Here is a 26,986-nt window from a genome sequence, read left to right as displayed (position 1 = left end):
TGTAATTCTACATCCATTGCCCTACCTCCCTTGCAGAGTTTTTTCTTCTAATCCTTTTATTTAGAATAACCGGAAAGTGACAGAAGAGGGATATACCGCAGATGAAGCATCAATCGAAGCTAGTGAAAAATATATTAGCAAGTTTTTAAGGGATTGGATAGAAAACACGGAAATCCAAAAAGTACATATTATTGCTCATAGTATGGCAAATAGAGGTTTACTTAGAGTAATGCAGCGAATTTTTGATCAAGTTCAGACAAAAACTAAAGTATCTTTTGGACAATTGATTCTAGCTGCTCCGGATGTTGATGCATTTCGCATCGTCAATGACGAAGATGGTACGGGTACGTTAGAAATTCTTTGTCCTAATGAAGTCGTAAGACAACGCCTTTCTAAGAAAAAGCGCAAAATTACCAACAACATCAACACCTGCTGGAGCCATATCAGATGGTTTTCGCTATGCATTCAGCAAGATAATGAGTTGGATTGCCAGAAGTTTACCCGTAACGGTGATTTGGTGACATCTTAAGGTGGGGAATTGGGCATGGGGACATGGGGCATTGGAAGTAATAAAAAGTGACAAATGACAAATGACTAAAAAACAAAAATTTCCTTACCTAGTTGGTTCTAAGTGGACAGCACAGCGAAAAGTTGATGGCTGGCGGCATTTCCAAGTCGTTAACCGCAAAAATCAGGCTAAGTGGGTTTACGCGGAAATGGTTTCTGCTTGCGATCCGAAAGTCCGTTTTTGGATAAATGCCAAATTATTACAAGATAGCTCCCAGTGGCAAGCTGGCTGGCAAACATTACAGGAAATCCAGGAAATTGAAACTGAGGTGTCTTAATTTGACTCGTTCCCAGTTTAAAACTGGGAATGCCCATTAGTGGGCTGCCGCCTCCTTCACTAGCGGCAACCAAAAGATTTTAATCAGCTTAGATAATATTTGACAATTTAATAATTTTTTACAAAATCACACTAACTTACTCTCAAGCAGCAATTAAATGGTTATGACTAACGACTGAAAACTGGTAGTTTACCTGCGATACCTTCTCTACGAGACGCTACGCGAACGGTGAGCTACGTTAACGCAAATTCCAGTAGTATTATCCAGCATCAGACTGCATATACCTCTGTGCCCCTGCGCCCCAATGCCTTAAAAACACGTTGTCTTACCATCAGCTAATTCTATGAAAAGTATTTAAAAAAGCCAATTTTAGCTTTTTTTATTTTGTAACTTTTTTTATAAAAATAAGTAATAAAAACTTTTTAATGACTCTTATGAGAGCTTTTAAAGGATTTAAAGTTGATAAAAACCTAAATAGACTTAACTAATCTTTAATTAATCGAATAATACCGTTTTACAAATTAAGAGCCACTTTCTTTTCTATGTAATTTGCCTAATAATGACATCAACAGACCTCACGCATCGCCATCTCAGGAAAGGTGAAGGCAAATGTTTGAGCCACAAGTTTGACAAAAAGCTATAAGAGGCAAACAAAAGTGAAACTAGCAGTCTACGGAAAAGGTGGTATCGGTAAATCCACAACTAGCTGTAATATATCCGTCGCCCTAGCTAAACGTGGCAAGAAAGTGCTGCAAATTGGTTGCGACCCCAAACATGACAGTACCTTTACCCTGACTGGGTTTTTGATTCCGACAATTATCGACACCCTTCAAGAAAAAGACTATCACTACGAAGATGTCTGGCCGGAAGATGTAATTTACAAAGGCTACGGCGGTGTTGATTGTGTAGAAGCTGGTGGCCCACCTGCGGGTGCTGGATGCGGTGGCTACGTAGTCGGAGAAACCGTGAAATTACTTAAAGAACTCAACGCCTTTGATGAATACGATGTAATTCTCTTTGACGTTCTAGGTGACGTAGTTTGTGGTGGTTTTGCAGCACCACTCAACTATGCAGATTACTGCCTGATTGTTACAGACAACGGCTTTGATGCTTTGTTTGCAGCTAATCGGATCGCTGCTTCAGTCCGCGAAAAAGCAAGAACTCACCCACTACGTCTAGCTGGGTTAATTGGCAATCGCACCTCCAAGCGCGACTTAATTGAAAAATATATAGAAGCAGTGCCCATGCCAGTTTTGGAAGTTTTACCTTTGATTGAAGATATCCGTGTTTCCCGTGTTAAAGGTAAGACTTTGTTTGAGATGGCAGAGCAAGATCCTTCCCTAGACTACGTTTGCGACTACTATCTCAACATCGCCGACCAAATTCTGGCGCGTCCAGAAGGTGTTGTACCTAACGACACACCAGATCGTGAGTTGTTCTCTTTGTTATCTGATTTTTATCTAAATCCGGGTAAACCCCAGGTTCCTAATTCAGAAGAGGAACTAGACTTGATGATTGTATAAATCATCAAGTTCTCAGGATGGGGGACAATAACATGGCATTCTTTGACAGCTTTACAGACTCATTAAAGCAAAAGTGGTTGCAATTTTTCCAGAACAATCGGGACTGGATTACGCTGCACATGCAAGTGGAATCGGTCTACACCCCTGATGGCGGGAAGCGACCACCTTCTTACCTCATCCTGGGAGTTGTTAACGCCCTAGAGCCAAAGCTAGCGCAGTTAATGTTGCCCTTTGCCAAACTTAATCCTGATGCCGATACCCTAATTGAGGTGCTGGATTTGCATTTTGACCCAGATTTAGCTCTCGGTAATCGCATCGTCGTCAGCCCAGAAGTAGAGACATACGTAGAAACACCAGTAGATGTCATTAATGAAAAGCCTGAAGATGAAACATTGACACATGCTCACACAAATGGCTTTGCATCGGTGGTGGTAGTTGAAGAGTTCGCAATCGTGGATTTTGAGGATGAAAGCCTGGGAATCAGCGAGTTGGGAGAAACGGAAAATGGCTTTGGCGATATTTCCTTAACCAACGGACACGATTCAAAAGATCAGTCTCTCCAAACCTCTAGTTTAGAACCAGATGAGTTTGGAGATATAGACTTCGATACAACAGCTGCAACGGAAGTCAAGCTGGATGAAGACGAAGCGCTTGAAGATAATCCGCTAGATGAGAATGCGTTTAAAGACGTGTTATCAGATGTCTGGGGTGATGAAACAGCTTTGCAAAAGGCTGAAGAAAATAACGATTTATTAGGGGAAGAACTGCCAGCAGGCGTTTTTGACGAATCAGAAATTGCCCGTCTCTTCCCCAACGCTTAATTATTGCCGTTCTTCGCAATTTTAAGTTTTAAGTTTGGGGTTTTGGATTAGAAATTAGGGAAATTGTCATTAGACAAAGAATACTTTATTTGTCCCAGTCTTCAATCCAAAATTATCAATCTAAAATCTAAAATTGGTCGATCTGCCATTAAATATCAAGGGGAGAAAAAACAAAATGACTGTCGCTCAACAACCAGAAGCTTTAAACTTTGAATGTGAAACTGGAAATTACCATACCTTTTGCCCAATTAGCTGCGTGGCGTGGTTATACCAAAAAATTGAAGATAGCTTCTTTTTGGTGATTGGGACAAAAACTTGTGGCTACTTCCTGCAAAATGCGATGGGGGTAATGATTTTTGCTGAACCTCGCTATGCAATGGCAGAGTTGGAAGAGGGCGATATTTCTGCACAACTGAATGATTATGAAGAGTTAAAGCGGTTGTGCTTGCAAATTAAACGCGATCGCAATCCAAGTGTAATTGTCTGGATTGGCACTTGCACTACGGAAATTATCAAAACAGATTTAGAAGGTTTGGCACCAAAACTAGAATCCGAAATTGGGATTCCCATCGTTGTTGCGCGGGCAAATGGTCTAGATTACGCCTTCACCCAAGGGGAAGACACCGTATTAGCAGCAATGGCTAACCGTTGTCCTGATAAGGCTCCGGTGGCGGAAACAGAGAAAAGTGAACGCAATGCGATCGCAAAATTGCTCAACTTTGGTAAAAAGAAAGAAGATGTCGCCCAAGATGAATCTGAATACGTGGATCATCCACCCTTAGTTCTCTTTGGCTCCCTTCCTGACCCCGTGGTTACTCAGTTAACCTTGGAACTGAAAAAACAAGGTATCAAAGTTTCCGGCTGGCTTCCTGCGAAGCGTTTCACTGAATTACCAGTACTAGAAGAAGGGTATTATGTCGCTGGTGTCAACCCTTTCCTCAGCCGCACAGCTACCACCTTAATGCGCCGCCGCAAGTGTAAACTCATTGGCGCACCCTTCCCCATTGGCCCCGATGGCACTCGCGCTTGGATTGAGAAAATCTGCTCGGTGTTTGGTATTACTCCCAAGGGTTTGGATGAACGGGAAGCACAAATTTGGGCAGGGTTGGAAGATTACGTCAAACTGATTCGCGGTAAGTCTGTATTCTTCATGGGTGATAACTTGCTGGAAATCTCCCAGGCAAGATTCTTAATCCGTTGTGGGATGACAGTTCACGAAATCGGTATTCCCTACATGGATAAGCGCTATCAAGCTGCTGAGTTAGCATTGCTGGAGAAAACTTGCCAGGAAATGAATTCACCCCTGCCAAAGATTGTAGAGAAACCGGATAATTACAATCAACTTCAGCGAATTTATGAGTTGAAACCAGACTTGGTAATTACTGGTATGGCTCACGCTAACCCATTGGAAGCACGCGGTATTAATACTAAGTGGTCGGTGGAGTTCACTTTTGCTCAAATTCACGGTTTTACAAATGCGCGTGACATATTAGAGTTGGTGACTCGTCCGTTGCGTCGGAATAATAATTTGAAAGATTTGGGTTGGGATAAGTTGGTGAGAGAAGAAGCGAAGATTTAGATTTGGGTTTGGATTAAGCAACAGTATAAAACCCATGTGAGTAAGGGCGAACTTTTGAGTTCGTCCTTTTTTTACTTTATAAGACCTTCACTAATTTCCGAAGATTCAACGCCTGTAGAAACACGGTTTTCACGACATTGAGCAGGATCTAGCTCATATCGCAAACTTCTCGGCAGTTAAGACATTGTTGATTGCTCAAAACCTTGAAACAACTGGATTTTTTCTCAGCACGGGCTAAACTCCCGCTACCGCTAACAGCACTCTGTGCTCTGCTATATTAGCGATTGCCTTACTCATTCATTAAACATCTTTGAAAACTACACAAACATCCCTGTATCTCTGACTCCGTTAATACCTTAGTGCGTCCGTGTCGATTTCTTTTCATCGCGTTTACTGTAGACGCTGTGATCGACAGTCTACAACGTTTTGACCTCCAATTAGTTAGAATTGCTTAACCGATGTTATAGATATTACAGTGGTTCTGCTATTGCCATATTTCTCACTCAGTAGGTATAACCGAGAAAATATATAATTCATCATTTTCTATAAATAAAATTACAAGGAAAAAATAATGAGTGGTTTTTCTCAAGTTCAAGAAAAATGGATAAGTTATGAAAAAGATTATGAACCATATATAGAAATAATGACAGCAGATAAACTGGAAAAAGCTTTTGAAAGAACTGAAAAAACTTTTAATCAAGCTGTTATTGAAGATAACTCTAAAAGATTGCTTGATATTATGAGCAGTTTGAAAAAATATAATAAATTTTTCAGGCTACCTAGTATTGCATACGTAGAAATTGAAAGAGAAGAAGACAATGATGATGATAATCCTATACGAAACAATTACATCATAGGAGGCAGGCATAGAGTAACGGCATTACTGAAATTACTGGAAAAGGAAAATAAAGATAAATCTCATTTTACAGTTCAGGTAGAAATGAGAAAAGTAAATAATTTTTTGGATATTATTGAATTAATCATTGCAGATAACGAAGGCAGAAATATGTCAAAAAGTGAAGAAATTTACTTACGGCAGCTTCAAGACATTTTACCTTTAATTCAAGATCCTAATATAACATTTGCGAAATTTATAAATCAAATTTTAAATAATAACGCAATCAATAAAAAAGGCAAAGAAAACATCATTTCTGCTTATGTAGATTACCAAAAAAATAATTTAGGCTTCAATACAATTATAAAACTACACGCAAGGAAAACATACACACAGCTAATAATTAAATCGCTGTTAAGTAATCTTTTAAATAGAAATCCTCAATTAGGACAATGGGATGGAATAAAGCTAGAACGTGTAATAAAATGGTGCTGGGGAGGTTACAAGCAAAGCCCAATTACAAACGTAATTAACAACTCAAATATTCTTTGGCGTAGTAAAAATAAGCCATTTATAGCAACATTGCGGGAAACTCAGAAATTAAGTAATGGTGACATTTACATAGGTAGATGCTATAAGGAGATAGCAGATTACGCGGTAGAAGAATGGGAGTTTGCTAATAAGCCTTGAAGCAAATAACTGAGAATCGAGCTAGTCAACAAAATGTTTGGACTAGTGATCGCTCTGTTAAAAAACCTCAGAATATAAAGATAGCGATCGCTCTTTTTTAACTAAAAGATGCAGGATGATCGCTTTGAGCATTTTGGCTGGAGTGAAGATGGTCTACGTATTGTTAGCAAAACGCCGACTGGTAGAGCAACTGTTGCAGTTCTACATTTGAGTGATGATGCAGATGCACTGGAAGTTCTTAGCTATTGAGTACTTGCAGGTTGGTATCCTCCAGAAGATTGAACAAACCGCAGATGAGAGAGCGATGCCTACGGCAATCCCTTTGGGGAACGCCCCATCTCCCAATAACTTCGATAAAATCACTATGGTGCTAGTTAACTCTGCCTAAATTTCATGAAAAGCGATATCTCCGATGGGCTACGCCTACGCTCCCCTGACCAACCCTCCCTTCAACGTCCTGAACTACTTGCACCAGCAGGTAATTGGGACTGTGCTAAAGCTGCTGTGGAAAACGGGGCAGATGCGATTTACTTCGGTTTGGATCGCTTCAACGCCAGAATGCGGGCAGAAAATTTCACTGAGGCGGACTTACCCCAATTGATGACATTCCTGCACCGTCGGGGTGTAAAGGGTTATGTCACTGTCAACACACTAATATTTCCCAAAGAATTAGCAGAAGCACAGCAATATCTCCGCACAATTATTGCAGCTGGTGTGGATGCGTTAATTGTTCAAGATATTGGTATATGCCGTCTTATCCGTCACCTTTCCCCCGATTTTCCCATCCATGCTTCCACGCAAATGACCATCACCAGTGTGGCTGGAGTAGAATTTGCTAAATCTCTTGGCTGTCAATTGGTGGTACTGGCGCGTGAATGTTCTCTCAAAGAAATCAATAAAATACAGCAGCAGATTGCCCAACAGGAAACTTCGCTGCCCTTAGAAGTTTTTGTTCACGGTGCTTTGTGCGTGGCGTATTCCGGTCAGTGTTTGACTAGTGAGGCTTTAGGCGGACGTTCTGCTAATCGAGGCGAATGTGCCCAAGCTTGCCGGATGCCTTACGATCTAATCGCTGATGGGGAAGTTGTGAATTTAAAAGAACGCAAATATTTACTCAGTCCTCAAGACTTAGCAGGGTTAGATGTTTTGCCAGATTTGGTGAAATCAGGAGTAACCTCTCTTAAAATTGAAGGCCGCCTGAAAGCTCCAGAATATGTTGCTAATGTCACCCGTGTTTATCGGCAAGCTCTGGATGGGGTAATGACGCAATTGCAAACACCTAACCCCTTAACCCCTTTGCCTACAAGTGAAGCGGGGAGAGGTCAATCAGACCAAGAACATTACAACCTAGAAATGGCATTTTCTCGCGGACTTTACACGGGCTGGTTTGGCGGGATTAATAATCAGGAACTAGTTCACGCCCGCTTTGGTAAAAAACGTGGGGTTTATTTAGGTGAAGTCACCCGTATTCACAACGAACAGGTAACAGTCAAACTGGAAGCGCCTGTAAAGCCAGGGGATGGAATTGTGTTTGACTGCGGTCATCCAGAAGCGAAGGAAGAAGGCGGCCGAGTTTATGGCGTGGTTTCCAAAGGTAAGGAAAGTGTGCTGACCTTTGGTCGAAATGACTTGAACCTGCGCCGAGTGCATATAGGCGATCGCATTTGGAAAACCAGCGACCCAGAACTTGATAAGCAACTGCGTCAGAGTTTTGCTGGCGAGAACCCACAATTTCAGCGTCCCATTGATATGGAGGTTTATGGAGAAACTGGTCAGCCATTGATTGCGATCGCCCGCGATCGACTCGGTAATATTGTCCAAGTAGAATCTGCAATTTTCTTAGTAGAAGCGCACACTAAACCCTTAGATACAGACCGTTTACAAGAACAATTCGGTCGTCTCGGTAACACACCTTTTTGTTTGGGAACGCTAACCAACCACCTTATTGGTGCTATTATGCTACCCGTCAGTGAGTTGAACCGGATGCGGCGGGAAATCGTGATGCAGTTGGAAGAATTGCGAAGTCAACCCAAACGTTGGCAATTACGTTCTAATGTCTCTTTCCAAGACCTACTACCCTCCTCATCTCCATCATTTCCAACCCTGCGGGAAGCTAAAGCTACCTCTCCTTCACTCATAGTTTTAGTACGAAACCTCAAGCAACTCCAAGCAGCACTCAAAGCGGGAATCCAAACACTTTACTGCGAATTTGAAGATCCCCGCGCCTATCGAGAAGCGGTGCAAATGGTGCGCCAACAACAGCAAAAAAACAAAGCAGAAAATTCTTCACTCCTAACTCCTTTTTGTACAGACGCTATGAATCGCGTCTCTCCTAACTCCCCACTCCCCACTATCTGGGTTGCACCTCCCCGAATTACTAAGCCTGGAGAAAATTGGATTTTGCAGCAAGTACGTGCTTGTGAAGCAGATGGATATCTAATACGCAACTATGACCAATTGCAATTCTTTGCTCAAGACCGTTGTATTGGAGATTTTTCGCTCAACGTTGCTAATCCTTTAACAGCAGACTACTTTCAGCAACACTTTGGTTTAGAACGGCTGACGGCATCCTATGACCTGAATATTACCCAACTACAAGACCTGCTTACCAGTTGTCCACCCCAGTGGTTTGAGGTGACAATCCATCAGCATATACCGATGTTTCACATGGAGCATTGTGTATTTTGTGCCTTTCTATCAACAGGTACAGACTATACTAACTGTGGACGACCTTGTGAAAAGCAGGAAGTGAAATTGCGCGATCGCGTTGGTAGCGAACACGTACTCAAAGCAGATGTAGGTTGCCGAAATACTGTATTTAACGGCACTGCTCAAACGGGAGCCGAGTACGTACAGCGCCTCATAGAACTGGGATTACGTCAGTTTCGCATTGAATTTGTGAATGAAACACCAGAACAAGTGAGTAAAACAATACATTGTTACAGTCAACTACTGCAAGGCAAGATTACAGGTTCTCAAGTCTGGCGTGAGTTGAAGTTGCAAAATCAATTGGGTGTAACTCGTGGCCCTATGGGAGTGTCTGCATTGCAGTCATAATTGATTTTCCGAACGCCCAGCTTGAAAAATCTGTTCAGCAGTTAAGTTTAATTCTGGGAAAGTAGGCGATACGATGCGATCGCTTCCCCGAAACAAGTTAACTTGATATTCACCATCCACCAAATAATAAACCGAAATAGTCGGTTGTTTGGGATTACCTATGTACCTTCTACCGCCCAAAGCTAAATAGTCAACAATCCAGTATTCAGGAACGCCAAAAGTTTCGTAGTCAACCAGCTTGGATGCATAATCATCCTTCCAATTAATATTGACAACTTCAAGAACTAAAGGAACCGATGCAGCTTGAGTAACCCTTAAAGACTTTTTCCACATCGGTTCTGACGAAAGATTCTTTCGATTTATCACTATCACATCAGGCGAGTAACCTGATTCTTTGTCAGGAATCTTAACTAGTGCTTGCTTGGGTATGAGGTATGGGAGTTTTAATCGTTTGAACTCTAAAGTTATTTCACCAGCTAAAAAACCATTAATCTCTTCATGATCTCCTACTGGCTGCATTTCAACAATTGATCCATCGTGTAATTCATACCATCCACCATCTGGCTTCCAATTTAGAAATTTTTCAAAAGCGATCGTTTTTGGTAAGGCTTGAAACATCACACTTGCTCCTGATGATGATTCAGAGTTTAGCAAATTACTTGGTATTACTCACTTGACCCTCAAATACCGAACTTCTTTAATAAGTCGGGGATCTGAGCCTCTCGGTGTTCCCAAATCAAATAAGATTGCTATACACACCGTAAAATATTATGAATAATATTTCTACAAGCAATAATTGGGACACTTCGCTTTACGAAGATAAACACGCTTTTGTCTGGCAATATGGCGAAGGCTTACTAAAATTACTCAACCCTCAGCTAGGAGAATCCATTTTGGATCTAGGCTGTGGTACGGGACAACTTACAGAAAAAATTGCCCAAGCTGGAGCTGAAGTAATGGGAGTTGATTATGCACCTGCGATGATTGAAAAGGCAAGACAAAACTATCCCCATATCCGCTTTGATGTTGCTGATGCTACAAACTTTCAAGTAAACAGGCCATTAGATGCTGTGTTTTCCAACGCTGTACTACATTGGGTAAAAGAAGCAGATAGTGCGATCGCTTCCATACATCAAGCTTTAAAACCCGGAGGGCGTTTTGTCGCAGAATTTGGGGGTAAAGGGAATATAAAGGCGATCGCCACAGCTTTATACAGTGCTTTAGAGTCCATTGGTATCCCTCAAGCACAAGTAGAGAATCCTTGGTATTACCCCAGCGTTGGCGAATACAGCAGCCTATTAGAACAGCAAGGCTTTGATGTAATTTATGCTATCCTGTTTCCTCGCCCAACTCCCTTAGCAGAGGGAGAAGCTGGTATGACAAACTGGATTAAAATGTTCGCCAGTACTTTCTTTGCCGGACTTTCACTTGAGCAACAAATACAAATAATTCCCGTCGTCGAGGAATATCTGAAGCCAACACTATATCAACAAGGAACTTGGACAGCAGACTATCGAAGAATTCGCATCGTTGCCATTAAACTATAAAATGTACGATTTTTTACTTATACCTTAATTACGAATTACGAATTACGAATTAGTATCATTTATGCATATACCTAAATTGTGCGATTGGCCTTGGCGCAGCCATCGCCAGATATCATTTTCATTACTACTAACCATTAGCCTCACCACTTTACTAGTCCCGCCTTCACTAGCGCAAACTCCCTCAATTCCATCGCCTTCTAGTGCGCCTTTAGAACTAGACTTATTGACCAAGCCAAAAGACTATATAATCACAGCTACCACCATTCATCCAGAACGATTAACCGTTCCCAGTTTATGGTGGGCACAACAAAACTTTGAAAAAAAGCTATTAGATAATTGGATTGCATATCCAGCTTCTAATAAAGAACCTGCACGAGTAGACTTGATCGTGAATCAGCAATTTTGGAGCTTACTAGACGATATACAGTGCTACGACTTCGTAAATCGCTTGGGTAGCGCTGCACGAAACTTTGGTTACAACGTCCGGGTATTTAATTATCAAAAAGAACCCTTGGCAACCTACACTTGCAACTTTAGTATAAGTCCAGCTTTATGCAGTATCCAAACCACTAATAAGAACAAGATAGGGTTACAGCGTTCTTTGTAGGGACTGGGGACTGGGGACTGGGGACTGGGGATTGGGGACTGGGGACTGGGGACTGGGGACTGGGGAAACATGGAGAATCTAATAACCCATGCCCAATGACGGCAGTTGCTTCTCCCTTGGCGCTAGCCTCTCCCTTTGGGAGAAGGGGAGACGCTGCGCGAACAAGTCGGGAAACCCGCCCAACGCACTGCCTCCCCCATGCCCAATTCATAATTAGACCTTAATTTTGGCGAATAAAGACTCGTATTGTTTTATCGCTGATGGAGGTAAGGGAAGTAAAAATTCACTTTTATCGAAAACTTTGCGATCGCTCTCTAACAAACTCCATAATGGTTCTTGAATATCGGAAACGGCAATATTTGTAGAAATTGGCGAATTACTTTTAGTCAGCACCGAAATTTGTTTAGCTGTGCTTGGTTGCCAACAAAAATCAATCCATTGATCTGATTCTGATAAAGTATCCTTAGTAATCCCTGCGGGACGTACCCATAAGTCCGCCCAAATTGCTGTTCCTGATTGAGGGATAACTGCGGCAAGCTGCGGATAACGTCCCAGAATAGGTAATACATCGCTTGACCAACCAACCGCTAACCAAGTGTCTTCGATAATTAGAGGTTCCAAATAGTTGTTAGAACTATAAAACTTCACCTGTTGGTTTAATATCTGTAATTCTTTTTCCAAGTCTGGTACTTGGTCAAGATTCTCTGTATTATAAGATTTTCCCAGCTTTTTTAAGACCAAACCAATAACTTCTCGTGGTTGATTGAGTAGGGAAATACGCTGCTGTAATCCATCTCGCCACAAATCACTCCAATCTTTGGGCGTCCATCCCAATTTTTGCAACTTGTCACGGTTATAAACAATTACTGTACTACCCCACCTGTAAGGCGCACCCCACACCTTCCCTTGAGTATCCAAAATACCTTGCTCGTTACGTGTTACCAGTTGTTTCCACTTTTTATCTAAAGTAGACCACTGCTTTAATTGGTTTCCCTGCACTTCTTGGAGTGGTTGAATCAATTTCTGTTCAATAGCTGCTTGTAGCCAGTAATCTCCCAATGTCACTAAGTCTGTGTCAGCTGCTTTTTCACCTTGTCTAAAGGGTATAAAGCGACGCCATCCCTGCTCATCGCTAGTCTTTGGCTTCTGCTGCCAATTTTGTAATTGCTGAAATAAATCCTGTATATGCCCAACTGGAGTAAACTTTAACTGCACCCGTTGCTGTAAACCTTTGTGAAATTGATTCACCACCTGACCAGGTATAGAACCTTTTAATAACTGTACTTTTAATTGCGTCTGCTTGTTTCCACCACAGCCAAAAAGCAGTTGTGAAAGTGCCAGTGTGCTTGTACCTAGCAAAAAAGACCGTCGATCCATTGATTTTGGATTTTGAGATTTTTGATTATACCTAATATTAAGCAGAGATTCAGCAGTGCCTGACCACCTGAAAAAGTGGAGCTGGAGAATTATCGGTATTTTTTCTTGATAATACTGTTAGTTTTGAATATTTGACTCAAATTAGCGATTTTTTGGTAATTTTCTACTTAAAGATTAATTTTTATCCATAAATTTACTTGGTGGTACTTATGGTGAAACCTTACTTGTATTTAGAAGTAATGATCTAAATGTCACATTTCCACCAAAAATTATCAATACTTAAATAATCCATAAGTATCGTTAAGGTTGGGAGTAAATTGAATAACATATAGAAAATGTACGAATAAAGGTATTAAATGGAGCTATTACAGCAGCAAATCCTGACTTTAAGCCAAAAGTTAGATGCCGTGTGCCAAGTAATTGAGCAGCTTGATGGTAAAGTCACTCAAACTTTCTCAGAGTGTTCTTTAGCGAATACACAAGCAAAGGATAATTGCCAACAAAATGGTGCGGCTGGAGGTTACCAGTTTAAAGGACGTAACAATTTAAATCCAGAAATGGAACACAAGGATGTGTTGACAGATGGCATTTATCTAGATATGCATCGTCAAGGTGGAGATAATATAACACCAGAAATTCAAATACAACGACTGACAGCCCAATTAACAGCAGCGTACAATCGCATTGCTGCTTTAGAAGAACAATTACTTAGAGAGAGAATTCATTAAATTTAACCTGAAGTTCAACGAATTAAAAAATGGATCGAGGTAGGTAAGATAAGCCTTTAGGTTCAATATCGAGTGATGGTTTTATGAGTATATACTTAGAGACGAGTAAGTAATCCAGCCATCAAATTGATAAAAAAGTTAAACACACTATTACATATCTTTACGTAATAGTGTGATATATCTACCCATAGGTTTTTAGTAAATACCTCACTATGAAACAAAAAAAAATAACCCTAAGACTGGTGTAGTTAGGGTATTGTATCGTTCAAAAACCAAGATTTTTTTATTAATCTGCGTTTTTCTCATTAGCGTTTTTGGCATCTTGTTATCAAATTGGTTGATGACAAGCCAGACAGCTTTTGCAAAAATTGACCTTTTGCAACCTGCTCCTACTCAATCGTTAGGCTATTACGACTATTTCGGCAAACTGCTGAGTCCTCAAGAAGCATCACAACTAGTTGTAAATAAAGGATTTGACCCTAAAAATCCCATTTCCTATCAGCGGATAGGAGCAGTTAAAATTACTAAAGAATTAATTGCAAAAGGCGAAGATATATTCTTCAACCGTAAGATTGGAGACACATTTGGTTTACAAGGGGCATTTGGTTTTGGACTTGGCATTGCTACGATTTTGCCAGAATTAAAGACAGCAATAGTTAAGTTGCAAGGTCAGCCGACAACGAATTTACAAATTATTCTTGAGAAGGATATAGCGCTAGGTAGTCGAACTTTTCCCAAAGGAACTGTCGTCAATACAGGCTTAAAAATGGAAAAGGGAGGGACTTTTCCGATTGGGCTGGGAATCACACCTAACATTGATATTAGCTGTGCTGCTTGCCATGTATCTCTTTCAAATAAAGGTGAACGTCTTTTAGGAGTACCTAATGGCGAAATAGCTACGCCCCTGCTGGTTGCTTTAGCACCAAATTCTTCTGCGGCGTTTTCGCGGTTAAACTTTAATCCCCTAAGCCCTCAATATCGAGGCAATGGGAAAATTATTCTAGACAGTAAAGGTAATAAAGTAGAATTACCTGATCCTGAAAAGTTTGAAAAAGCTTTCGACGATGCAGTATTAGATGTGCCTTTTGGTAATTTTGAGAGTTCTTCAGATAGTATCAACAATACTACTCAAATTCCCAGTATCTTCACATTTAAGAATCATCCTTATTTTCTTGATGGACAGTTTGCTGTGGGGCCATTTGCTGGACTGAGCGCTGTCAACAATGGTGTTCATTCTTCAGAAATTAATCTGTTGGCAGCCGCTCAACTCAGTGCAGACACTCTTGGTATTGACCCAGAAGTTTATATTGGTACATTTCTTCAAAATGCTGCCGTTAAGAGCCTACGTTTACCAGAAGGAGTGATAGTAAAACCCTCTGAATGGCTACGGGGGGTAATTGCACCGAATCCTACACAAGCAGAATTAGAAGACCAAATTCCTGCTCCTGGCACAGGAACTTACCCAAACCTGCGCCCCAATTTGTTTACTTACAACGGTTTAGTTTTCAGCCCAAATACTCAAAAGCCCGGTGATATTGCGAGTGGTCCTTTCTTATTTGCTGCCAATGCTATGTCTGCTTTCCAAAATAGCTTAGTACCACCTGCCAACCAGACTTCAGAAAACTGGCAAGCTTTGAACAATAATTCTGTTAAGCGTGGGGCAAAAGTATTTGAAAAAGCCAATTGTGCAACTTGCCATATTCCGCCATTCTTCACTGACAACAAAATTCATCCAATTGATGAAATTCGTACTAACCCAGCTCGTGCCCAGTCTCGTTTGGGGCTGAATAATTTGTTAGTACCACCTAAGCTATACACTTTTAACACTCCTGTTCCCATACTTGCTAAGGCTGAAGTGCTGGATGTACCAACACAAGGTATCTCTGATACTCCCACAACTCTACCCAAAGGTATATTGCCAAAAGGTGGTTATAAAACTACTGCCTTGCGTGGTCTTTATGTTAGCGCACCATATTTGCACGATGGTGGTGCAGCTGTACGAGCAGGAAGCCTAAAATTTGATTCAAATGGTGGTTTCACAGTTGTTGACAAGAGTGGCTTAGGGCTATCGGGCACTCTCAGTCAAGGTATACCTGCCGATCCTGCTAGCAGCTTGCGTGCCTTGGTCGATCGCGATCTTCGTGCCTCAGTTGTGAAAGCTAACAAAGCTAACCCTAGTTTAGTGCGTAGTAACCTTGATGGCACAGGTCATTACTTCTACGTAGATAGACAGTCTGGGTTTAATTCCAACCAGCAAACAGACCTGATTAATTTCTTGCTAGCACTTGATGACAACCCTGGAAGTTTTTAATTAAGCTACGGTTGATATCATATTCTAACACCAAGTCGTTTAGTGATACATCATGAAGGCGACTTGGTATTACTTTAAGTAAGAGTAAGATGGCAGGCATAACGCAATCTAGATCGGAAATACACTGTAAACCTTACAGATAGATACCTTTATGAGACCGCTTCTGGGAAGCTAGTGCTTGCTTTCGCTTTGTCCACCAGCCAAAACCAAGAGCAACCAATGAGCCACTTACTGTGTAGGGTTCAGGAACAGGACGTGGAGTGACAACACTAAAGCTGCCATAATCTACGTTGCTTGAAAGCTCTGAATAACCTTCATCCAAACTACTGTAAAATACGTTAACGTTGCCATTTCCGTCTTCCCCGCTTCCAGAAACTAGGTAAGAAAAACCGTTCTTGGTTAGCAGCGGCGTACTTATATTTAAAAAATTATCATTGATTCCGTATGTACCTGGTGAAAGCAGCCCGATGATTTTCTCAGTAATTCCTTGGGCTGTTCTTGTCCCAGTTATTCCGGTGATTGTGTAATTGTTTCTTATCGGATCTAGATCGGTGGTTGTAAAGGTGCCGCTAGCGGAAATCGCTGTACCATTTGCTTGATAACTGGGAAAAGAGTACTGAAAATCAAATAGTTGTACAGCTTGGGCCGCAGAAGATGCACCGACACAAGTGATACCTATAACAGCACTGACGGTAGCAATACCAAGATTTTTGACTAATTCCATCAGAGAATTCTCCTGAAAAACTAGAAGGTAAAGAAAGTTCTATATAGCAATCCTATTTGATTTGCTCTCCACTTAAAGGCTCAGAACCCCTAACTTCTTCAAGAAGTTGAGGTTCTTTTTGTTCATAACTCTTGCACGGATTACTATAGTTCAAATTGCTAGAAAGACGATCTTACGTACAGACACGCAGAAAAAGACCTCTTCCTGGTTTCACTACGTAAAACTATCCCTCTCCGAGTTGGAAAGGGACAGACTTTAGTCTTTAGTTCAAGGCAGTACTTAGCCGTTCAAGTTGGGCTTCAATAGCTGCCAAAAGTTGGTGTTGCTGCCAATTTTGGCTAAGATGGGCGGCTATGCAAGCGGCTCCAGCACCCATACCTTCTTTGACAAAGCCCTGCTCATAAGCTCTCAGTTGGGGATAACGAGAATCAGCAAAGCTCAGATGAGTTGCTAATAAAGGAGGGGTTTCTCCACCCTGAGTTAAGCTGTTTTTTCCTAAGTTAAGGGCTAAGTCAACTGTTGCGCCAGTAGGATCTTCAGCCACCCAACGGGTTGTGCCTACAACCACTGCTTCTGGTTGCCATGATAAGGCGTAAGCTTGAGCGATCGCACTCATCAACGCATAAACCGCCAGCATCTGCGTCCCTCCAGCCAGCATTACACCACAACTACGGCTAGCAGCGATCGCCATCCCAGCTACCACAACTTGCATCGGATCGCCCACGGCGGCGACGAGTTGTAGGGGATCTACAGAATTTCGGATTTGAGATTGAAATATCTCATCCTGCTTCTTACTCTTCCTCATTTTCTCCAGTCCAGCTTGCACTAGTGCCCACTTTTGTGCGTGGTTACAAACAGGGTGGCTACTGTTAACTTTTCCGGCAGCATCTATACCTAAACCAGTTAAGATTGCCAGGGCAGTTGTAGTACCTCCGACGACGCACTCACCGACAATCAGATATCCTTGTTGGATATTGGCAGCTAGGCGTTCTCCCCAAAGTAGCCCTTGTTCAAATAAGTGATGTACCGTTGTAATTTCCATCGCAGCACCTCTACTTAAACACTTAGCAGCAGCGCCACCTAAATCAATTACTGGTACAGCAGGAGTCTGGGGTAAACCAGCATTAAATAAATGAACTGGTATCTTTAGTGACTCAAATACAGCGCGAGAAATCAGCACGGGTGAAGCTCCAGCCGCCAATGGTGGTAGGGGATATTGGGCTTTATGTTCTGGGCCGTAATACAAAAATTCGGCATCGGCACAAGCAGTATATTTCCGATCCTCTGGAGTGCGACCGGCTGCTGAAATGCCTGGAATTAAACCTGTTTCAGTAAATCCTAAAACACAAGCAAATACGGGTAGACAACCACGATACCGTCGCAGCCATTGTTCACCCTGTTCTTTTTGAGTATAAATACTGATTTGGGAATTGGGCATGGGGAATTGGGCATGGGGCATTGATTATTAGTTAAAACTCATCATTTAACCAATAACCAATGACTAATGACTAATGACTATGCTTCATAATCCATGAGAACTTGTACCCATTGTGGTGGGCGGGGAATCGGGTTGCCCAAACGGTCAAAAAGTAACCATGCTGCTAGGTGTACCACAAAAAGGTAGATAAAGTTGTTGAGTATAATTAAAGCGATCGCTCCTACTTGAATCAAAAATACACTGGGACTCGTCAACAAACTCAAGTTAAAAAATACCCACTCAATGAACTCAGTCACCTGACTAATCACATAAATCCACAGGTCTTCACCCGACAAAACAGACAGCAACCACAGCCGAAAAAAGACTCCTAAAGTACCTAACAGCGTACCCAAAATGATAGAAACAATCCAGGGAACACGACGACGATACCACGTCGCACCCAAAAGCACGCCCATGAACCCGTAGGGCATGACAAACAGCAAACTGCGGGCTGGGCCCATCAATACCGTTAGCAGTAACCCAGAGGTAAGTGCTGCCATCCATGCCGCACGTTTGCCCCAACGCAGATAAACTAGAGCGATCGGCACTGGAAAAAATATCCGCAAAACTGGGCCTAAAGGAAAGTAAAAATTAATAAACCAAATTAGACTAGCGGTACTGGCTAAAAATGCCGTTTCTACCATCCTCAAGGGCGCATCAGCTTTGATTTGAGGAGGCATTAACTGCTGTTCTTTATCTAACCAATGATTCTGAGGAGTTGGAGATTCAGAAGATGAATCTTCCTCCGGTTCATCTGGGAGAGAATCTGAAATACTCATATCTGACAAGTTTTTAAACAATCATTCTTTCTAAGGCTGACAAATCGGGAATACAAATAGTGTCTTGATCCCGTTTAATCAAGCCTTTTTTTTCTAGCCTTGTCAATACTCGTGTCACTGTTTCCCGCGCCAGTCCGCTCAAACTACTCAATTCCCGATGAGGTAAATTGGGGATTTCGGTTCCGGTTTGGCCTTTTTTTCCCTGTCCTTCTGCCAAAAATAACAACGTATCTGCTACCCTTGACTGACTATCAGATTCCCGCAACCGTAATCGGCGATTTACTTGCCGTAAACGTCGTGCCATTAGTTGCGCCAATCGAACTCCCGCCAAGGGTTCTATCTGAAGTAATTTGACAAAATCCTGAGCAGGCATACTACCAATTACCGTTGGGGCCAAGGTAATTACATCCGTGGATCGAGGTGCTTCATCTAGCGCCGCCATTTCACCAAATAATTCACCTTTGCCGATAATATTCAGCGTTACCTCTTTTCCTTCCAGATTGTAGGTGCGAATTTTTACCCATCCGTCCATAATAAAATACACAGAACCACCCCAGTCATTTTCCAGCAAAATCACCTGATTGGCTGGGTGAGTGCGGGTAACGAGATGGGTAAGGGCTGACTCCACAGCAGTTTCTGGCAACCCTTGAAAAAAGGGAGCAGAGGCGATCATCCAGGAATTAGCCTGTGCTTGCAAGCTATATCGATCTTCCATTACGACATCTTTAATTCAAGCTGCTATGTACACACAATAAACAAGAGCGCCATTTGTAGCCTAAGCTATCATTGCACAGCTCCCTTTCAAATAAAAAACTAAACTATGCTAAACAAGAAAGCGACAAGAAGTTTTTCTAAATAATTTTTACCTATAAGTTTAAAGGGGTAAGAGTTTTGCAAAAAGTAGCTTATAGCCTGCGGTTGTATTTCTTAGAGGCTGGCTGCACTGCAAACTTGATTAGTTATGAATATAGCCAAACAACATTAATGATACTAAAGGGAGTAAATTATTGCTCAGGTATTTTAGCGATTTTCAAAAATAGGCAACCAATGACCTGCAAAATTAAGCTTTTTGAGCAAAGGCTGTCTGAAGAGGACAAGGAGAGGGGGAGACAACGAGAAACTTGTCTGCTTGTTCTCTTTGATGATTGAAGATTGCCACGACTCCCAGTAATCCATAACATAATGACAGTCATAAGTCCAAGCAGCGGCTTTGGCCACTCAAAACTTATCCTATGGTAGACACTGCGCGTAGCAAGATCGCCATAGGAGTAGGGTGATTATAAAGTAATTGTCACAATTAGTTGACATACATTTCTAAGTAAGGTGACAAAAGTGACTTTTAGTACAGATGAAATTCAAAAGCTGATCGCAGACATTGACAACTTACTTGCCAGCGGTGGCAAGCGCCTGTCTAGATTTCTGTCTGGTCAGGCGCAAGAGCCTAAAGAAGTTTTAGAGCGAATTCGCGACTTCTTGGTGAGGTTACAAGAAAAAGAAGTATTAGAGAGCAGCATCTCAAAAGAGTTTTCTGAAGAACCGCGATCGCCTTTGTTAACAAAATTTATCGAGCGCGATTACAACCAATATCCACTACCGCAACCTGAACTCAGTCAGGAACCGAGTACTATTGGCGCAGGAGAATTAAATAATGAATTTTCGAGATTGATTCAGCCGTTGCGATCTGAATTAGAATTGCTTTTGCAAGAGCGAGCCACGCTCATACAGGAAATTCGGCAGCTAGAGCAAAAGCGATTGCAAAACTACTCCTTAGCGCAGCAGTTGACAAACCAGGAGCAAATGATTACCGAGTTTTTACAGGTACTCATGAGTCACCTTGTGCCAACTTTAACACCACTGATTGGACAAACAAAGGAAAATTCCGCTAGTTCTTCAGGAGGTATTAATTACGCAACCTCTGCAAATCAATCTTTATTAGAATCCTCTAACGATGTGGAGCGGTTAACTAAGTTAGCTAGGGAGTTGGATCAACGCCTATTATCACTGGATGGGACGGTGAATGTAGTCTTTGAAGCACTACAGCGCAACATTAATACTTATTACGAATCTCTGTCCCAAGCACTAGCAAGAATGCATAGCAAGGGGATACAAGGCGAACAGCTGATGGCCAGCTTTGTCAACAATTTGACCCAGCATTTGCAACAAGAATCCCTTAGTTCGCAGTCATCTTTGCTGGGAGGAAAATCTGAGACACTACCATCATTAACTGAACCAGCCGAGATTGCTGCTGGAGTTGCGCCTCAACCATTGGAGCTTATACAGCCAGAAACTTCATCTCCACTCACAATTACTTTTGAACAACAGGAGACTACCCTCACAGAGGATCTAGATGCAGTGCTGTTGCAACTTGGTGTAGACTCATCTGAATCTGAATATTCTCAAACCCCGACCGAATTACCGCAAGATATTTCTGCGGCAATTGGTGATGAAGTAGACCAACTTTACGCCAGTTTGTTTGATGCTGGTGATGTTAATAATTCCAGCCTCGATGTTCCTACAAATGAATTATCTGCTTTCACAACCTCTCCATCACCGTTGAACATCACACAGACTCCGCCTGTCTCTTCAACCGTCGATTCTGCGCTTATGACTCCAGATATGGGTCTTTCAACTCAAGAGACTTTAAGCGAAACCACTGATTCATCAGAGCCACAGGAAGAACTATTTTTTGCAGAGGATACTGACCTAGACTCACCTCCTAGCAGTTCGCCAAGTGAACTTGGCGGGGAAAAGGGTAAGGGGGAAGGGGGAAAGGTTTTAAATCCCTTACCCTTTTCCCTTTTCCCTTTCCCCAGCCCTCACCCAGCATCTTTGGGTTGGCAGACTACTAGCTTCTATACTCCACAAATAGACAGTTTGCCACAAATCAGTACTCAGCCAGCTAATGTTGATACAATTAATACCCTATCTGACTTATTGCCTGATGCTGATAGCGAACCGCAATTGCTGGAAGTCTCATCTTTTGGGGATAATGCCACATCTACAGCAACTGACCTATTGCCTGATACAGATAGTGAACTGCAATTGCTAGAAGTCTCTTCTTTTGAGGATAATGCTATAACTACAGCACCAGTTACTCCCGAAGTACCAGAAATTGCGTTGGCAGAGCCTACCGTACCCCTACAGGGAAGCAAGCTACGCGAAGCGAACGCACCAGAAAGTATCGCTACATCGGAAGTATCAATTAACAACGATCGCTCCGAACTGTCTTCAGATAACTACATTGCTGCTTCACCCCAGGAAAACTTACTTTTTATTGAGTCAAACCAGTCTCCAGCCGTACCAGATATTTCTTTAGATCAAGAACAGTTGCAACAATTAGATCAGGATTTAGCTAATTTTGATCGGCAGCTAAATTCTGAGTCACAGCCAGCTACCAACTTGGATGTTTTCTCACAACCACTTGATAACATTCAAGACACAACTTCCCTTGAAAATCTTCAAATAGCAGAGAATACATCAACTACTGCTTTCTCCGGCTTGGTAGTTCCCCAGGTAGAAATTGAAAAAAAGGAAGTCACAACTCCTGTTCTAGAAAGTTCTTTACCTCCAATTGCCAACTCTATAAACAATTTAGAAATCTCGCCCAATATTCTAGAATCAGTCTGGTATTTAGGAATTGATTTAGGTACAACAGGAATTTCCGCCACATTATTAAATCGCTCTACTTTTGTTGTACATCCTATTTACTGGTCAGCAGAAAATCCGTCGGGAACAAGTTCTTTTCAGCAATCGTTTCGTTTACCAACAGAGGTTTATCTGCCTACAGCTTCTGTACCCCACGGTGAAAACGAAACCATCGAGACACACGAGCAGACAGCACCTGCGGCTGTTGCCCAAGATAAAGTGCCCGATCGCTCGACTACCACTCCTGCAACACCGAAATCAACAACAGATCAGAGGAAAAATAATCTTTACTCGGCGCAGTTGAAGCCTTATCTACAAGTAGCCATTCCCTACAAGAGCGAAAGACAGAAATGGGAACCTGTTTTGCAATTAAATGACTTTTCGGCAGGGCCTTTAATTTGGGTTGTGCGATCGCTATCTAAATTACTATTAACCCTCAAATCCGAAAAAACAAGTACCACTCCTAGTTTAATGGCTGCTGCTGTTGGGATCGGCGAACAAAATTTTCCCCAAATTATCAATAATATTGCTGGTGTAATTTGTACCTGTCCATCTAGCTGGTCGGAACAATACCGCTTTAACGTGCGGGAAGCTTTACTCACTAGCAAACTCATCCAACATCCGCAGCAAGTCTTTTTTGTCGAAGAAGCGATCGCTAGTCTACTTTCGGAACTCGATGCTGCTAATGGTGAGCAAGTAAAACTAAGCGATGCTCAAGGTTCTCATCCAGCAAAAACTAGCGAACATCCTATTGTTGGCAACACTCTTGTGATTAATATTGGCACAACTGCTACAGAAATGTTGCTGGTGAATCTACCCGAAACCTTGCAGCAATTGTCATACAATGATTTCATGCTCCACAGTTTTGCTTATGCTGGCAAGGGTATCGAACAAGATATTATCTGCCAACTGCTATTGCCACCTAAATCTCGGCAATCACGCCTAGAAACACCAAGCGATGGCAAAACTACCACGAGTAATCCTTGGCAATGGCAACCGTCGATCCCCGGTTTAGACCAAATGCGTTGGCAGACTTTAGGGTTGGAAGAATTAGAACTACCCAGAGTCGGAGAACCAGATATCACCGCTCGAATTCGTCTCCAGCAGCGTCTAGAAAGTTCTCTACTAGGACAAGCGGTATTAGATGCAGCATTAGCCCTAAAGCTGATTTTGCAACACCAAGACTCTTTTACTTTGGAATTAGCCGATCAGCTGTGGGTTTTGCAGCGACGAGACTTAGAAAGCCAGGTATTTATTCCCTTTGTCCGCCGCCTGAACCGAGAACTTAACAAGTTATTGGTAGCTCGTGGCATCCCCACAGAAGCTATTAATCAAGCTATCCTGACTGGTGGAGTGGCTTGTGTTGGGACGGTGAATCGCTGGTTACGCCAAAAACTTCCTAGCACTAAGATTATTCAAGATTTATATCTCGGCGAAAACGGCGCTCCCAATTGCAGCCGAGTTGCTTATGGTTTGGCGATGCTGCCTCTGCATCCTCAGATTTTAGATATACCCAGGCAACAATACACTGATTATTTCTTGTTTACAGAATTATTGCGACTGCTACCAGACCGTCCCTTATCTTTCAGTGAAGTTATCCAGTTATTTGAGGGTCGTGGGATTAATACTCACATTTGTCAGCAACGGCTGCTGGCTTTTTTGGAAGGTGAGCTGCCTTCCGGTTTGATACCTTCGGTTGCAGAATCAACCTGGCTTACCCAGAGTTCGCAAGAAAATCCTGACTATCAGGCGATCGCCACAGCACCACTTTTTGAAAAACAAGGAAATCTGACTTATCGTCCTAATTCTCAACAACTGTTGTCTTGGCGTTGCTATCTAGATGCAATCAAGGCTAGTAATCAGCAATCACTGGAGGAACCATATATGGTAAATTTCGTCTTAGAGGTTGATCGTTGAGACTAGTACATCGCGCTAGAAAAAATAAGAATATTACTCAAAATTCCAAATGCTGATAACGTAAGCATTTGGAATTTTTCAAAAAGGCGGAATTAAAAATTAAAAATTAAAAACTAAAAATGAATACAGCATAAGCGTTTCATTTATTTTGAATGAGTAGTTTATTCACACCGTATTTTAACACTAATAATACTTTATTTCAGTAACTTTTTAGATGTGTACAATATTAATATCTTTATTTATTAAATGGCGAAAATACCGTAGATTTACAATCTATTAGTTTAATTGAAAGATTCTGTAAATTTTGAGCTTTTGGTTTTTATATTGGTTAAAATATGCGTATCTTCGAGATTTAGGAGTAACAACAATCGTAGTAAAAATCGCTTAAAAATTATGTCTATGTCTACACTATTGATGTAAAAATTACTCTTATAAAACTAAGTTAGCCCTTGTGAATAATCTTTATCTTTATTCAGTTAATTGTTTAGAACAGCCTTCACACCCGTCAACGTTAAGCGTCAGAAAACGATTAATTGACATTGTTGGAGCCATTGTGGGGCTGATTGTTACATTTATGATAGCAATTCCCGTAGCAATTGTTACCTTTATTCATGAGCCAAGTCCAATATTTTATTCCCAAATTCGCTGTGGTTTAAACGGAAAAACTTTCCGCATCTGGAAATTCCGCTCGATGATAGTCGATGCTGACAAACTCAAGCATTTGGTTGAGAACCAAGCCAAAGGTCACATCTTTAAATCCATTGACGATCCTCGCATTACTCCTGTTGGTAAATTTTTGAGGCGTACTAGCTTGGATGAATTTCCTCAATTTTGGAATGTTTTGTTAGGGGACATGAGTTTAGTTGGTACTCGTCCACCTACTGCTGATGAAGTCAGTAATTACGATCCACACCACTGGGATAGATTGCGAGTCAAACCAGGAATTACTGGAGAATGGCAAGCTAATGGGCGTTCTAGCATTACAGACTTTGAAACCATTGTCAAAATGGATATCGATTATCAACACAAGTGGTCTGTAACTTATGACCTGAGTCTGATTATTAAGACTATCTGGGTGGTATTTAAAAAGACTGGTGCTTATTAAATTTGTTATTAGTCATTAGTCATTAGTTTTTGTCCAGGTTCGTGCATCTCCATTTTCTTATTCAACCCTTGACCCCGCTCCCTGTTTCTGTAGGTACAATGTAACGTTGTAAAAACAAAAATAGTAATAATACTGGGGCGATCGCAATCACTGAGCCAGCAGCTACCAAGCGCCAGTCAAGAGAGAATGTCCCTGCTAGCTTTGCGACTCCCAAAGGAAGAGTGTATAAATTTTCATTTTGGATGACAATTAAAGGCCATAAAAAGTCACTCCAAGCACCAATGAATACGAAAATAGCTAAAGTTACCAGTGCTGGGCGAATTGCTGGTAACATAATATGCCACCATAATCCTAACTCTGAGCTGCCATCCATCCGAGCGGCTTCTTCTATCTCTTTGGGGACACTCATAAAAGCTTGACGCAACAGAAAAATACCAAAGGCAGAAGCTAAACTCGGAAAAATCATCCCCAAATAACTATTTATCAAACCCAACTGAACTGTCAAAATATAAAGGGGAATCATCACGATTTGGAAGGGAATCATAATCGTAGAGACAATCGCCACAAAAATCCAGTCTCGCCCCACAAACGACAATCTGGCCAACGGATAGGCAGCCAAGGCGCAAAACAGTAGGTTTAAGCCCACAGTCAATACTGATACCAAGGTACTGTTATACAGGTATTGTCCAAAAGGTAGAGAGTTCCACACATTAGAGAAGTTATTTAGTGTCGGTTGACTGGGTAGCAACTGTGGCGGCGACTGAAAAATATTTTCCGTCGGCGATTTCAATGATGTACTAATTAGCCATAGTAAAGGAAAGAGCATCAACAGTGCGATCGCTCCCAATAGCGCATACATTAGTAGAATCTGCGATCGTGATTTTTTCCAGTTCAGCATTTGATTAATAACTTTCCGATTTTTGTAAATATTTATGACAGCTTACTTTATAAGACTACAACTTGCTTTTTATATTTTGCACTTGTTCAAATATTTGGTGGATGTTCACCCATTCTCACCCACATTTTCCGCACACGAGTCAATTGCAAACGATTCATTTTTAAAGTAGAAATTGTTGCTCTCCCAATGGTTGTAAGCCCTACAATTTCTGTAGTATCTTCACTCCAAGTAAAATGGTCTGTCCATAATTGCTGTTGTGGATTAAATAGTTTAACCTCATTCTGAGTATTAGGGTCAATTGCTGTTTGACGAGTTGCTTTATAACGATTACAAGATGGGCAAGCCAAGCAGAGATTTTCAAATACAGTTTCCCCACCAGATGACAAGGGAATGATATGCTCAAATTCAAAGGTAGTGACTGTTAAAGGGGAGCATCCCACTTTGGCGAAAACATCAAATAGTGAGTGTTCCATTAAGGTAAGCACAACGGACAGAAAGTACCGAATTAACGTTCTCAATTT

The 26,986-nt window shown here is 41.6% G+C and carries 24 protein-coding genes; 16 read left to right on the top strand and 8 right to left on the bottom strand.

Annotated features, from left to right (window positions below; translation table 11 throughout):
- The first annotated feature begins 76 nt into the window (after positions 1 to 76).
- The 9 genes from V7K79_RS24620 to V7K79_RS24580 all read left to right on the top strand — a co-directional run bounded on the left by V7K79_RS24620 (position 77) and on the right by V7K79_RS24580 (position 9,350).
- Positions 77 to 529, top strand: coding sequence for an alpha/beta hydrolase (locus tag V7K79_RS24620; RefSeq protein WP_335051322.1), 453 nt, complete (start codon positions 77 to 79; stop codon positions 527 to 529).
- A gap of 61 nt (positions 530 to 590) precedes the next feature.
- Positions 591 to 845 (top strand): TIGR02450 family Trp-rich protein, encoded by a 255-nt coding sequence (locus V7K79_RS24615; protein ID WP_334922417.1) that lies wholly within the window; start codon positions 591 to 593, stop codon positions 843 to 845.
- 656 nt (positions 846 to 1,501) lie between these two features.
- On the top strand, positions 1,502 to 2,368 hold the full coding sequence (bchL, locus tag V7K79_RS24610; RefSeq protein WP_012410753.1) for a ferredoxin:protochlorophyllide reductase (ATP-dependent) iron-sulfur ATP-binding protein: 867 nt from the start codon (positions 1,502 to 1,504) through the stop codon (positions 2,366 to 2,368).
- 32 nt (positions 2,369 to 2,400) lie between these two features.
- On the top strand, positions 2,401 to 3,189 hold the full coding sequence (locus tag V7K79_RS24605; protein WP_335051320.1) for a DUF5331 domain-containing protein: 789 nt from the start codon (positions 2,401 to 2,403) through the stop codon (positions 3,187 to 3,189).
- Between the two features lie 175 nt (positions 3,190 to 3,364).
- Complete coding sequence (locus tag V7K79_RS24600; protein WP_335051318.1) at positions 3,365 to 4,768, top strand: ferredoxin:protochlorophyllide reductase (ATP-dependent) subunit N; 1,404 nt, start codon at positions 3,365 to 3,367, stop codon at positions 4,766 to 4,768.
- A gap of 571 nt (positions 4,769 to 5,339) precedes the next feature.
- A complete protein-coding gene (locus tag V7K79_RS24595) occupies positions 5,340 to 6,293 on the top strand; it encodes a hypothetical protein (RefSeq protein WP_335051316.1) in 954 nt (317 codons plus the stop codon).
- A 108-nt stretch (positions 6,294 to 6,401) separates the two neighbouring features.
- Positions 6,402 to 6,542: a hypothetical protein gene (locus V7K79_RS24590; RefSeq protein WP_335051315.1), complete on the top strand. Its 141-nt coding sequence runs from the start codon at positions 6,402 to 6,404 to the stop codon at positions 6,540 to 6,542.
- Entirely contained in the window at positions 6,517 to 6,681 is a 165-nt protein-coding gene (locus V7K79_RS24585) for a hypothetical protein (protein WP_335051313.1), read from the top strand. The genes V7K79_RS24590 and V7K79_RS24585 overlap by 26 nt, the downstream gene beginning before the upstream one ends.
- 5 nt (positions 6,682 to 6,686) lie before the next feature.
- Positions 6,687 to 9,350 carry a U32 family peptidase gene (locus V7K79_RS24580; protein ID WP_335051312.1) on the top strand — a complete coding sequence of 888 codons (2,664 nt, stop codon included), beginning with the start codon at positions 6,687 to 6,689 and terminating at the stop codon, positions 9,348 to 9,350.
- Here the strand turns inward: V7K79_RS24580 and V7K79_RS24575 are convergent.
- A complete protein-coding gene (locus V7K79_RS24575) occupies positions 9,345 to 9,968 on the bottom strand; it encodes a Uma2 family endonuclease (protein WP_335051310.1) in 624 nt (207 codons plus the stop codon). The genes V7K79_RS24580 and V7K79_RS24575 overlap by 6 nt on opposite strands.
- 152 nt (positions 9,969 to 10,120) lie before the next feature.
- Between V7K79_RS24575 and V7K79_RS24570 the strand changes: the two genes are divergently transcribed.
- Both V7K79_RS24570 and V7K79_RS24565 read left to right on the top strand, forming a co-directional pair.
- Positions 10,121 to 10,897: a class I SAM-dependent methyltransferase gene (locus tag V7K79_RS24570; RefSeq protein ID WP_335051308.1), complete on the top strand. Its 777-nt coding sequence runs from the start codon at positions 10,121 to 10,123 to the stop codon at positions 10,895 to 10,897.
- 61 nt (positions 10,898 to 10,958) lie between these two features.
- Complete coding sequence (locus tag V7K79_RS24565; protein WP_335051306.1) at positions 10,959 to 11,504, top strand: hypothetical protein; 546 nt, start codon at positions 10,959 to 10,961, stop codon at positions 11,502 to 11,504.
- Between the two features lie 213 nt (positions 11,505 to 11,717).
- Here the strand turns inward: V7K79_RS24565 and V7K79_RS24560 are convergent, their stop codons facing one another.
- Complete coding sequence (locus V7K79_RS24560) at positions 11,718 to 12,881, bottom strand: extracellular solute-binding protein (protein ID WP_335051305.1); 1,164 nt, start codon at positions 12,879 to 12,881, stop codon at positions 11,718 to 11,720.
- Between the two features lie 356 nt (positions 12,882 to 13,237).
- Here V7K79_RS24560 and V7K79_RS24555 point away from each other — a divergent pair, with 356 nt between their 5' ends.
- Together V7K79_RS24555 and V7K79_RS24550 are read left to right on the top strand one after the other, a co-directional pair.
- Positions 13,238 to 13,609 (top strand): hypothetical protein, encoded by a 372-nt coding sequence (locus tag V7K79_RS24555; protein ID WP_334825580.1) that lies wholly within the window; start codon positions 13,238 to 13,240, stop codon positions 13,607 to 13,609.
- Between the two features lie 340 nt (positions 13,610 to 13,949).
- Positions 13,950 to 15,920, top strand: a complete 1,971-nt coding sequence (locus V7K79_RS24550; protein ID WP_335051303.1) for a di-heme oxidoredictase family protein — start codon at positions 13,950 to 13,952, stop codon at positions 15,918 to 15,920.
- A 133-nt stretch (positions 15,921 to 16,053) separates the two neighbouring features.
- On the opposite strand, the gene V7K79_RS24545 is transcribed toward V7K79_RS24550, so the two are convergent.
- The 4 genes from V7K79_RS24545 to V7K79_RS24530 all read right to left on the bottom strand — a co-directional run bounded on the left by V7K79_RS24545 (position 16,054) and on the right by V7K79_RS24530 (position 19,615).
- Positions 16,054 to 16,644, bottom strand: coding sequence for a PEP-CTERM sorting domain-containing protein (locus V7K79_RS24545; protein ID WP_335051301.1), 591 nt, complete (start codon positions 16,642 to 16,644; stop codon positions 16,054 to 16,056).
- A 262-nt stretch (positions 16,645 to 16,906) separates the two neighbouring features.
- Positions 16,907 to 18,082: a nicotinate mononucleotide-dependent phosphoribosyltransferase CobT gene (gene cobT / locus V7K79_RS24540; protein WP_335051326.1), complete on the bottom strand. Its 1,176-nt coding sequence runs from the start codon at positions 18,080 to 18,082 to the stop codon at positions 16,907 to 16,909.
- Between the two features lie 77 nt (positions 18,083 to 18,159).
- A complete protein-coding gene (locus V7K79_RS24535; RefSeq protein WP_335051299.1) occupies positions 18,160 to 18,900 on the bottom strand; it encodes a DUF2232 domain-containing protein in 741 nt (246 codons plus the stop codon).
- 13 nt (positions 18,901 to 18,913) lie between these two features.
- Positions 18,914 to 19,615 (bottom strand): Crp/Fnr family transcriptional regulator, encoded by a 702-nt coding sequence (locus V7K79_RS24530; RefSeq protein WP_094349203.1) that lies wholly within the window; start codon positions 19,613 to 19,615, stop codon positions 18,914 to 18,916.
- Between the two features lie 176 nt (positions 19,616 to 19,791).
- Here V7K79_RS24530 and V7K79_RS24525 point away from each other — a divergent pair, with 176 nt between their 5' ends.
- The 3 genes from V7K79_RS24525 to V7K79_RS24515 all read left to right on the top strand — a co-directional run bounded on the left by V7K79_RS24525 (position 19,792) and on the right by V7K79_RS24515 (position 25,567).
- Positions 19,792 to 20,049, top strand: a complete 258-nt coding sequence (locus V7K79_RS24525) for a hypothetical protein (protein WP_335051297.1) — start codon at positions 19,792 to 19,794, stop codon at positions 20,047 to 20,049.
- A gap of 183 nt (positions 20,050 to 20,232) precedes the next feature.
- Positions 20,233 to 24,462 (top strand): hypothetical protein, encoded by a 4,230-nt coding sequence (locus tag V7K79_RS24520; RefSeq protein ID WP_335051295.1) that lies wholly within the window; start codon positions 20,233 to 20,235, stop codon positions 24,460 to 24,462.
- Positions 24,463 to 24,913: 451 nt separating this feature from the next.
- A complete protein-coding gene (locus V7K79_RS24515; RefSeq protein WP_335051294.1) occupies positions 24,914 to 25,567 on the top strand; it encodes a sugar transferase in 654 nt (217 codons plus the stop codon).
- Positions 25,568 to 25,628: 61 nt separating this feature from the next.
- Here V7K79_RS24515 and V7K79_RS24510 read toward each other — a convergent pair whose 3' ends face one another.
- Both V7K79_RS24510 and V7K79_RS24505 read right to left on the bottom strand, forming a co-directional pair.
- The gene (locus V7K79_RS24510) at positions 25,629 to 26,465 is read right to left on the bottom strand and encodes a carbohydrate ABC transporter permease (protein WP_335051291.1); all 837 of its coding nucleotides are present in this window, start codon (positions 26,463 to 26,465) and stop codon (positions 25,629 to 25,631) included.
- A gap of 86 nt (positions 26,466 to 26,551) precedes the next feature.
- Complete coding sequence (locus V7K79_RS24505; protein WP_335051324.1) at positions 26,552 to 26,938, bottom strand: HNH endonuclease; 387 nt, start codon at positions 26,936 to 26,938, stop codon at positions 26,552 to 26,554.
- Positions 26,939 to 26,986 lie beyond the last annotated feature (48 nt).

It is taken from the genome of Nostoc sp. (genome assembly GCF_036917575.1).
In the GTDB taxonomy this organism is placed as follows: domain Bacteria; phylum Cyanobacteriota; class Cyanobacteriia; order Cyanobacteriales; family Nostocaceae; genus Nostoc.
This window is presented reverse-complemented; position numbering and strand designations above follow the sequence as displayed.